The sequence below is a fragment of the Escherichia sp. 94.0001 genome (genome assembly GCF_013369155.2).
Lineage (GTDB): Bacteria > Pseudomonadota > Gammaproteobacteria > Enterobacterales > Enterobacteriaceae > Escherichia > Escherichia coli_F.
The window spans coordinates 146704-154360 of record NZ_JABWMS020000005.1 but is presented as its reverse complement, the minus strand read 5'-3'; the positions used below and the strand labels follow the sequence as shown (position 1 = coordinate 154360).

Genomic DNA, 7657 nt, shown 5'->3' with positions numbered 1-7657 from the left:
TGATGGTGATACCACGAGCTTTTTCTTCCGGCGCGTTATCGATCTGGTCGAATGCACGAGCAGCACCGCCGTAGGTTTTAGCCAGTACGGTGGTGATTGCAGCGGTCAGAGTAGTTTTACCGTGGTCAACGTGGCCGATAGTACCAACGTTAACGTGCGGTTTTGTACGTTCAAATTTTTCTTTAGACACGGCTATATTCCTTACTATAGTGCTCTCCCCTTCAGGAGAGAGCACGGGACTTTGGTATTAACCCTTAGGCTTATTTACCACGGGCTTCAATTACGGCCTGAGCAACGTTACTCGGCGCTTCATCATACTTCAGGAATTCCATGGTGTATGATGCACGACCTTTGGTCAGAGAACGCAGCTGAGTTGCATATCCGAACATTTCAGACAGCGGTACTTCAGCGTGGATCTTAACGCCAGTAACTTCAGATTCCTGACCTTTGAGCATACCACGACGACGGCTCAAGTCACCGATAACGTCACCGGTGTTCTCTTCCGGAGTTTCTACTTCAACCTTCATGATCGGCTCAAGCAGAACTGGTTTCGCTTTCTTAAAGCCTTCTTTAAAGGCGATAGAAGCAGCCAGTTTAAACGCCAGTTCAGAGGAGTCAACGTCATGGTAAGAACCGAAGTGCAGACGAATACCCATGTCTACTACCGGGTAGCCTGCCAGCGGACCTGCTTTCAGCTGTTCCTGGATACCTTTATCAACGGCCGGGATGTATTCGCCAGGGATTACACCACCTTTAATGTCGTTGATGAACTCGTAGCCTTTCGGGTTTGAACCCGGCTCCAGCGGGTACATGTCGATAACAACATGACCATACTGACCACGACCACCAGACTGTTTCGCGTGTTTACCTTCAACATCGGTAACTTTCTGGCGGATAGTTTCACGGTAAGCAACCTGCGGTTTACCTACGTTCGCTTCAACGTTGAATTCACGCTTCATACGGTCAACGATGATGTCGAGGTGCAGTTCGCCCATACCCGCGATGATGGTCTGGTTAGATTCTTCGTCAGTCCATACACGGAAAGACGGGTCTTCTTTAGCCAGACGGCCCAGAGCCAGACCCATTTTTTCCTGGTCAGCTTTGGTTTTCGGTTCAACTGCGATGGAGATTACCGGCTCAGGGAATTCCATACGTTCCAGAATGATCGGCGCATCCGGGTCACACAGGGTGTCACCCGTGGTTACGTCTTTCAGACCGATAGCAGCAGCGATGTCGCCCGCGCGAACTTCTTTGATCTCTTCACGTTTGTTAGCGTGCATCTGAACGATACGACCGAAACGCTCACGTGCAGCTTTCACGGAGTTCAGTACGGTATCACCAGAGTTAACCACACCGGAGTAAACACGGAAGAAGGTCAGGTTACCAACAAACGGGTCGGTAGCGATTTTGAACGCCAGAGCAGAGAACGGCTCGTCATCACTTGCGTGACGTTCAGCCGGAGTATCTTTACCGTCGTCCAGGATACCGTTGATCGCAGGTACGTCAACCGGGGATGGCAGGTAATCAATTACCGCATCCAGCATCGCCTGAACACCTTTGTTCTTGAACGCAGAACCACAGGTTACCAGGATGATTTCGTTGTTCAGAACGCGCTGACGCAGAGCACCTTTAATCTCTTCTTCAGTCAGTTCTTCACCACCCAGGTATTTTTCCATCAGCTCTTCAGAAGCTTCAGCTGCGGATTCGATCAGGTTCTGGTGCCATTCGTTAGCCAGTTCAACCATGTCTGCCGGGATATCTTCGTATTCGAAGGTTACGCCCTGGTCAGCATCGTTCCAGTTGATAGCTTTCATTTTCACCAGGTCAACAACACCGGTGAAATGTTCTTCAGCACCAATCGCCAGCTGCAGCGGAACCGGGTTCGCGCCCAGACGGGTTTTGATCTGGTTAACAACTTTCAGGAAGTTCGCACCCATGCGGTCCATTTTGTTAACGAACGCAATGCGCGGAACTTTATATTTGTTTGCCTGACGCCATACGGTTTCAGACTGCGGCTGAACACCACCAACTGCGCAGTAAACCATTACCGCACCATCGAGAACACGCATGGAACGTTCTACTTCGATTGTGAAGTCAACGTGCCCCGGGGTGTCGATGATGTTGATGCGATGCGGCTCATACTGCTTAGCCATACCAGACCAGAATGCAGTAGTCGCAGCGGAAGTGATGGTAATACCACGTTCCTGCTCCTGCTCCATCCAGTCCATGGTTGCAGCGCCGTCATGAACTTCACCGATTTTATGGTTTACACCGGTGTAGAACAGAATACGTTCGGTAGTAGTGGTTTTACCGGCGTCGATGTGCGCACTGATACCGATGTTACGGTAGCGTGCGATGGGTGTTGTACGAGCCATTTGTTTCCTCGTTTATCTTTTAGGCGTTCAATTTAAGTAGCCCAAAGCGGGCTGCTTACTGGAAGCGCCCGCCTGGTGACTAAAACTCCGAAGGGATTACCAACGGTAGTGTGCGAACGCCTTGTTGGCTTCGGCCATACGGTGAACGTCTTCACGTTTCTTAACTGCAGTACCTTTGTTTTCTGCAGCATCAGAAAGTTCGTTCGCCAGGCGCAGAGCCATGGATTTATCACCGCGTTTACGAGCAGCTTCAACGATCCAACGCATTGCCAGAGCATTACGACGAACCGGACGGACTTCAACTGGTACCTGATAAGTAGAACCACCAACGCGGCGAGACTTAACTTCTACAGTCGGGCGCACGTTTTCGAGAGCTACTTCGAATGCTTCCAGTTCAGATTTACCAGAGCGCTGAGCCAGGGTCTCCAGCGCGCTGTATACGATAGATTCAGCAGTAGATTTTTTACCATCTACCATCAGGATATTTACAAATTTAGCCAGCAGTTCTGATCCGAACTTCGGATCCGGCAGAATTTTACGCTGACCAATGACGCGACGACGTGGCATGGAAATACTCCGTTGTTAATTCAGGATTGTCCAAAACTCTACGAGTTTAGTTTGACATTTAAGTTAAAACGTTTGGCCTTACTTAACGGAGAACCATTAAGCCTTAGGACGCTTCACGCCATACTTGGAACGAGCCTGCTTACGGTCTTTAACGCCGGAGCAGTCAAGCGCACCACGTACGGTGTGGTAACGAACACCCGGGAGGTCTTTAACACGACCGCCACGGATCAGGATCACGGAGTGCTCCTGCAGGTTGTGACCTTCACCACCGATGTAGGAAGTCACTTCGAAACCGTTAGTCAGACGAACACGGCATACTTTACGCAGCGCGGAGTTCGGTTTTTTAGGAGTGGTAGTATATACACGAGTACATACGCCACGTTTTTGCGGGCATGCTTCCAGCGCAGGCACGTTGCTTTTCGCAACTTTGCGAGCACGTGGTTTGCGTACCAGCTGGTTAACTGTTGCCATTAAATAGCTCCTGGTTTTAGCTTTTGCTTCGTAAACACGTAATAAAACGTCCTCACACAATATGAGGACGCCGAATTTTAGGGCGATGCCGAAAAGGTGTCAAGAAATATACAACGATCCCGCCATCACCAGGCCATCTGGCTGGAGTGCTTAACCGTAAGTCTGACGAAATCAGTATAGTCAATGGGAATGATATCGTTCGAAATTTGACCAGTCAAACCGCGGGCAATAAGGTCTTCGTTCAGGGCATAGACCTTAATGGGGGCATTACGCAGACTTTCAAGGTAGCGGTTACCGTCAACTGCGGCAGTTACACCATCTTGCAATAATAGCAGTTCGTCGCCTTCACTGAGTAGACGCAACAGCGCAGCAAAATCCGTCAGCCAGGGTGAACGATGTAATGTGTGCAGCATAAACGCCTCAAAACCTCAAAATAACATCGTAGTTGGCGAGTTCGCGGCGTAAGGCATCTGCTTCGAGCGGCGTGGCTTCGACAACAAAGGGGGTCTGCGGATCTAACCCGCGTTCGCGCAGTGAAGCCGCACAAACCCAGCACTGTTCAATGTCGTACAGACCCAACAATTTAAAAGTGGCAATGTAATCACGCGCCAGCACTGCATCGGGCTTTTGTCCTGGCAACAGCTGAAAAACGCCATCAGCAATAAAGAAGACAGCCAGATCGTCAGTTAATGCGGAAGTTGCCAGTAAAGCATCTAAACCTTCCCGGCCTGCAGCGGTACCATGAGGCGCAGTAGAAAAAACAAACGCAATTCGTTTCATCAGAACTGTACCATCCTGTCACAGGTCAGCGAGGCTTCCGCCAGCGCGCCAAGTCCACTTAAGGTAAATCCCGGCTGAAGGTTTGACGAGGCCAATCGCAGCCTTCCTGCTTCAGTTTCATCGACGATACCGCGGCGTAACGCTGCCGCTACGCAGATATTCAGCGCCACACCATGTTGCGCATTCAGTTGTTGCCAGCCGCGCACAAGGTCAAATTCGTCGCTTGCCGGTGAGGTCAATTGGTTAGCGTTATAGACCCCTTCCCGATAGAAAAAGACGCTGCTTAGTTCATGGCCTTCTGCTATCAGCGCCTGCGCAAACTGAAAAGCACTACTCGCCTGTTGCGTACCGTATGCTGGTCCGGTCACCACGATGGCAAAACGCATTACTTATCTTGCCCCTGGAAATCACCGCTCTTGAACTGGCGGATGTAGAGATAGACAGTGTGTTTGGAGATGTTCAGGCGGTCAGCAACCTGGTTGATCGCATCTTTAATATCGAAGATCCCTTTCTCGTAGAGATTTAGCACGATCTGACGATTTTTGGCGTTATTAGAAACATTGCGATCGGCATTCACTTCTTCGATGGTGAACTCCAGCGTTTGGGTAACCAGATCTTCAACAGAAGAGGCAAAGTTGACGCTTGAACCGACATCCGGGGTTTCTGGCGGCACAAAAGTGCTCATAATCTGCGAGAAGGGAACATCAAGATTCATATTGATGCACAGCAGACCAATTACACGCTGTTCGCGGTTACGAATCGCGATAGTCAGGGACTTCATTAATACGCCGCTTTTGGCGCGAGTAAAGTAGCATTTAGAAACGCTGCTATCCGCTCCCGTCATATCGTGCAGCATACGTAGCGCCAGGTCGGTAATTGGCGAACCAATCTTCCGGCCTGTATGTTCACCGTTAGCAATGCGAATGGCTGAACATTTTAGATCCTGCAAAGAGTGCAAAACGATTTCACAGTGGGAGCCAATAAGCATCGCTAACCCGTCCACCACCGCTTCGTAGGATTTCAGAATATCAAAATCGGTCTGGTCGAAAGGACGTTGATCCAGTAAATCCAACTCACTGGTTTCGTTGGTTAAAAGCGACCTGGACATGAAAAAAAACACTCCTTTTCAGGAGCCTGTCGTTAACTTTTCAGGGCAGGCTCATTAATGATGCGGGTAACTAAATTAATACAGCGGAGGTTCCGCTTTCCAGCACTAATTATATCCGGCCTGTAATAAAAAAACCGCCGCCTGGTCAGGCGGCGGTTCTTAATGCTTATTTTTTAGCAGAATCTGCGGCTTTCGCATCAGCTTCCGGCTTTGCATCAGCCTTCGGCGCTGGTTTCACATCCAGCAGCTCTACGTCAAACACAAGGGTAGAATTCGGTGGGATCCCCGGAACACCCGCTTTGCCGTAAGCCAGTTCTGGTGGAATAACCAGTTTGATCTTACCGCCTTTCTTGATGTTCTTCAGACCTTCTGTCCAACCCGGAATAACACCGTCCAGACGGAAAGAGAGCGGTTCACCACGGGTGTAAGAGTTGTCGAACTCTTTACCGTCGATCAGCGTACCCTTGTAGTTCACGACAACAGTATCGCTGTCTTTCGGTGCTTCGCCTTTACCGGCTTCTACTACCTGATAAACCAGACCAGTTGAAGAGGTTTTCACACCTTTCTCTTTGGCAAATTTCTCGCGGTACTCTTTACCTTTCGCTTCGTTATCTGCCGCGTCTTTTTCCATCTTCGCCTGAGCAGAAGACTTCACGCGAGCTTCGAATGCTTGCAGTGTCTGTTCGATCTCTTGGTCGGAGAGTTTGCTCTTATCAGCAAATGCATCCTGAACACCCGCGATCAGCTGATCTTTATCCAGTTTGATGCCCAGTTTTTCTTGTTCTTTAAGAGAGTTTTCCATGTAACGACCCAGCGAAGCACCCAGTGCATAAGCTGATTTCTGATCGTCATTTTTGAACGCTGCTTTGCTGTCAGCAGTTGTAGCAGGTTTTGCAGCTTCAGCAGCAAAAGTGATCGGTGCATGCAGGGCAACGGCCATTGTGGTCGCCAGCAGCGTTACTTTAAACAGTGATTTCATCCATATCTCCAGGATCGGGGCATCTCACCCCAGGGTTAACTATTATCAGAAGGGTACTATAAAGCGTTGTCGAACAAATCTACATACAGACACGCCCTATTATCATCTATTTTCAGACTCTTTTTGTTTAAATTAGTTTCGATGACCGCGAAATGAGTGCTGTCTCGGGCAGCAAAGTTAAGTAGAATCCGCGGCGACCATTCGACAAAAGAGGTGAATCATGCAGGATTTATCATTGGAAGCACGCCTGGCAGAGCTGGAGAGCCGACTGGCTTTTCAGGAAATCACCATTGAAGAACTGAACGTCACGGTGACCGCTCATGAAATGGAGATGGCGAAACTGCGCGATCATCTGCGTCTGCTGACCGAGAAGCTAAAAGCCAGCCAGCCGTCGAACATCGCGTCGCAGGCTGAAGAAACGCCACCGCCACATTATTGAGGCGTAAAAAAAGCGGGGATTCCCCGCTTTTTTGTCACTTTTTCGGTATTAGTGGCAACCGCAACCGCCGTTACCTTTACCGCCGCAGCAGCCTTCGCCACCGTGTTCATGACCGTGATCGTGGCCATGACCACCGCAGCAACCGTCGTGGTCGTGATCGTGGTGATGATCGTGCGCACCGTGAACGTGGCCATGAGCCAGCTCTTCTTCAGTCGCTTCGCGAATCGCCACAACTTCAACGTTGAATTTCAGGTTCTGACCGGCCAGCATGTGGTTACCATCAACCACGACGTGATCGTCTTCAACCGCAGTGATTTCAACCGGTACCGGACCCTGGTCGGTTTCAGCCAGGAAACGCATACCAACCTGCAGTTCATCAACGCCCATAAATACGTCTTTAGGAACGCGTTGCACCAGGTTTTCGTCGTACTGACCGTAAGCGTCGTTCGCGCCAACAGCGACATCAAATTTGTCGCCAACTTCGTGACCTTCCAGCGCCGTTTCCAGGCCAGAGATCAGGGAACCGTGACCATGCAGGTAGTCCAGCGGCGCACTCACCGGAGACTCATCAACCAACACACCGTCTTCTGTACGTACCTGATAGGCCAGGCTGACCACCAGGTCTTTTGCTACTTTCATGATATCTCCTGAGCATGGGAAGAATAGTGGCGCAGATTGTAGCGGAATTCTGCAGCCGTGTACTCACTAGCTTAAAAAATCTCGGCGCATATCGCTAGTCCGGATGAAAAATCCCGATCACTTGCTCATCTTTGCGAACGTGATCGCGAGCTTCTTTGTCTGCTTCTCGCATCTGGTGTCCACACTTAACACATTCAACAATATCAATATTATTTTCGCGCCACATCGCCATTGAATCCTGCGCCTGACAGGCCGGGCATTTTGCTCCCGCAATAAAACGTTTTCGGATTGCCATCGTT

General features: G+C 50.0%; 12 protein-coding genes. 1 reads left to right on the top strand and 11 read right to left on the bottom strand.

Features of this window, described 5'->3' with window-relative positions; all coding sequences use genetic code 11:
• From HEN33_RS04700 to fkpA, 9 genes are all read right to left on the bottom strand, one after another.
• On the bottom strand, window positions 1-190 hold a 190-nt coding region (locus HEN33_RS04700), incomplete at its 3' end, for a GTP-binding protein (RefSeq protein ID WP_021498352.1).
• 70 nt (window positions 191-260) lie between these two features.
• A complete protein-coding gene (gene fusA, locus HEN33_RS04695) occupies window positions 261-2375 on the bottom strand; it encodes an elongation factor G (RefSeq protein WP_000124703.1) in 2115 nt (704 codons plus the stop codon).
• 96 nt (window positions 2376-2471) lie between these two features.
• The gene (gene rpsG / locus HEN33_RS04690) at window positions 2472-2942 is read right to left on the bottom strand and encodes a 30S ribosomal protein S7 (RefSeq protein WP_001138043.1); all 471 of its coding nucleotides are present in this window, start codon (window positions 2940-2942) and stop codon (window positions 2472-2474) included.
• A 96-nt stretch (window positions 2943-3038) separates the two neighbouring features.
• Window positions 3039-3413, bottom strand: coding sequence for a 30S ribosomal protein S12 (rpsL, locus tag HEN33_RS04685; protein WP_000246815.1), 375 nt, complete (start codon window positions 3411-3413; stop codon window positions 3039-3041).
• Window positions 3414-3538: 125 nt separating this feature from the next.
• The gene (gene tusB, locus HEN33_RS04680; protein ID WP_000903377.1) at window positions 3539-3826 is read right to left on the bottom strand and encodes a sulfurtransferase complex subunit TusB; all 288 of its coding nucleotides are present in this window, start codon (window positions 3824-3826) and stop codon (window positions 3539-3541) included.
• A gap of 7 nt (window positions 3827-3833) precedes the next feature.
• The gene (tusC, locus tag HEN33_RS04675; protein WP_000820714.1) at window positions 3834-4193 is read right to left on the bottom strand and encodes a sulfurtransferase complex subunit TusC; all 360 of its coding nucleotides are present in this window, start codon (window positions 4191-4193) and stop codon (window positions 3834-3836) included.
• Entirely contained in the window at window positions 4193-4579 is a 387-nt protein-coding gene (gene tusD / locus HEN33_RS04670) for a sulfurtransferase complex subunit TusD (protein WP_176263295.1), read from the bottom strand. The genes tusC and tusD overlap by 1 nt, the downstream gene beginning before the upstream one ends.
• Entirely contained in the window at window positions 4579-5301 is a 723-nt protein-coding gene (locus HEN33_RS04665) for a helix-turn-helix transcriptional regulator (protein ID WP_000091466.1), read from the bottom strand. The genes tusD and HEN33_RS04665 overlap by 1 nt, the downstream gene beginning before the upstream one ends.
• A gap of 166 nt (window positions 5302-5467) precedes the next feature.
• On the bottom strand, window positions 5468-6280 hold the full coding sequence (fkpA, locus tag HEN33_RS04660) for an FKBP-type peptidyl-prolyl cis-trans isomerase (RefSeq protein WP_000838261.1): 813 nt from the start codon (window positions 6278-6280) through the stop codon (window positions 5468-5470).
• A 220-nt stretch (window positions 6281-6500) separates the two neighbouring features.
• On the opposite strand from fkpA, the gene HEN33_RS04655 reads away from it, so the two are divergent.
• Window positions 6501-6719: a protein SlyX gene (locus HEN33_RS04655; RefSeq protein ID WP_001153615.1), complete on the top strand. Its 219-nt coding sequence runs from the start codon at window positions 6501-6503 to the stop codon at window positions 6717-6719.
• Window positions 6720-6767: 48 nt separating this feature from the next.
• Here the strand turns inward: HEN33_RS04655 and slyD are convergent, their stop codons facing one another.
• Together slyD and HEN33_RS04645 are read right to left on the bottom strand one after the other, a co-directional pair.
• The gene (gene slyD, locus HEN33_RS04650) at window positions 6768-7358 is read right to left on the bottom strand and encodes a peptidylprolyl isomerase (protein WP_000861334.1); all 591 of its coding nucleotides are present in this window, start codon (window positions 7356-7358) and stop codon (window positions 6768-6770) included.
• Window positions 7359-7452: 94 nt separating this feature from the next.
• Complete coding sequence (locus tag HEN33_RS04645) at window positions 7453-7653, bottom strand: YheV family putative zinc ribbon protein (RefSeq protein WP_001007730.1); 201 nt, start codon at window positions 7651-7653, stop codon at window positions 7453-7455.
• Window positions 7654-7657 lie beyond the last annotated feature (4 nt).

What these genes read in the sequence shown, in the direction of transcription:
- fusA (WP_000124703.1), bottom strand. Translation starts at nt 2,375, where the DNA reads ATGGCTCGTACAACACCCATCGCACGCTACCGTAACATCGGTATCAGT.
- rpsG (WP_001138043.1), bottom strand. Translation starts at nt 2,942, where the DNA reads ATGCCACGTCGTCGCGTCATTGGTCAGCGTAAAATTCTGCCGGATCCG.
- rpsL (WP_000246815.1), bottom strand. Translation starts at nt 3,413, where the DNA reads ATGGCAACAGTTAACCAGCTGGTACGCAAACCACGTGCTCGCAAAGTT.
- tusB (WP_000903377.1), bottom strand. Translation starts at nt 3,826, where the DNA reads ATGCTGCACACATTACATCGTTCACCCTGGCTGACGGATTTTGCTGCG.
- tusC (WP_000820714.1), bottom strand. Translation starts at nt 4,193, where the DNA reads ATGAAACGAATTGCGTTTGTTTTTTCTACTGCGCCTCATGGTACCGCT.
- tusD (WP_176263295.1), bottom strand. Translation starts at nt 4,579, where the DNA reads ATGCGTTTTGCCATCGTGGTGACCGGACCAGCATACGGTACGCAACAG.
- HEN33_RS04665 (WP_000091466.1), bottom strand. Translation starts at nt 5,301, where the DNA reads ATGTCCAGGTCGCTTTTAACCAACGAAACCAGTGAGTTGGATTTACTG.
- fkpA (WP_000838261.1), bottom strand. Translation starts at nt 6,280, where the DNA reads ATGAAATCACTGTTTAAAGTAACGCTGCTGGCGACCACAATGGCCGTT.
- HEN33_RS04655 (WP_001153615.1), top strand. Translation starts at nt 6,501, where the DNA reads ATGCAGGATTTATCATTGGAAGCACGCCTGGCAGAGCTGGAGAGCCGA.
- slyD (WP_000861334.1), bottom strand. Translation starts at nt 7,358, where the DNA reads ATGAAAGTAGCAAAAGACCTGGTGGTCAGCCTGGCCTATCAGGTACGT.
- HEN33_RS04645 (WP_001007730.1), bottom strand. Translation starts at nt 7,653, where the DNA reads ATGGCAATCCGAAAACGTTTTATTGCGGGAGCAAAATGCCCGGCCTGT.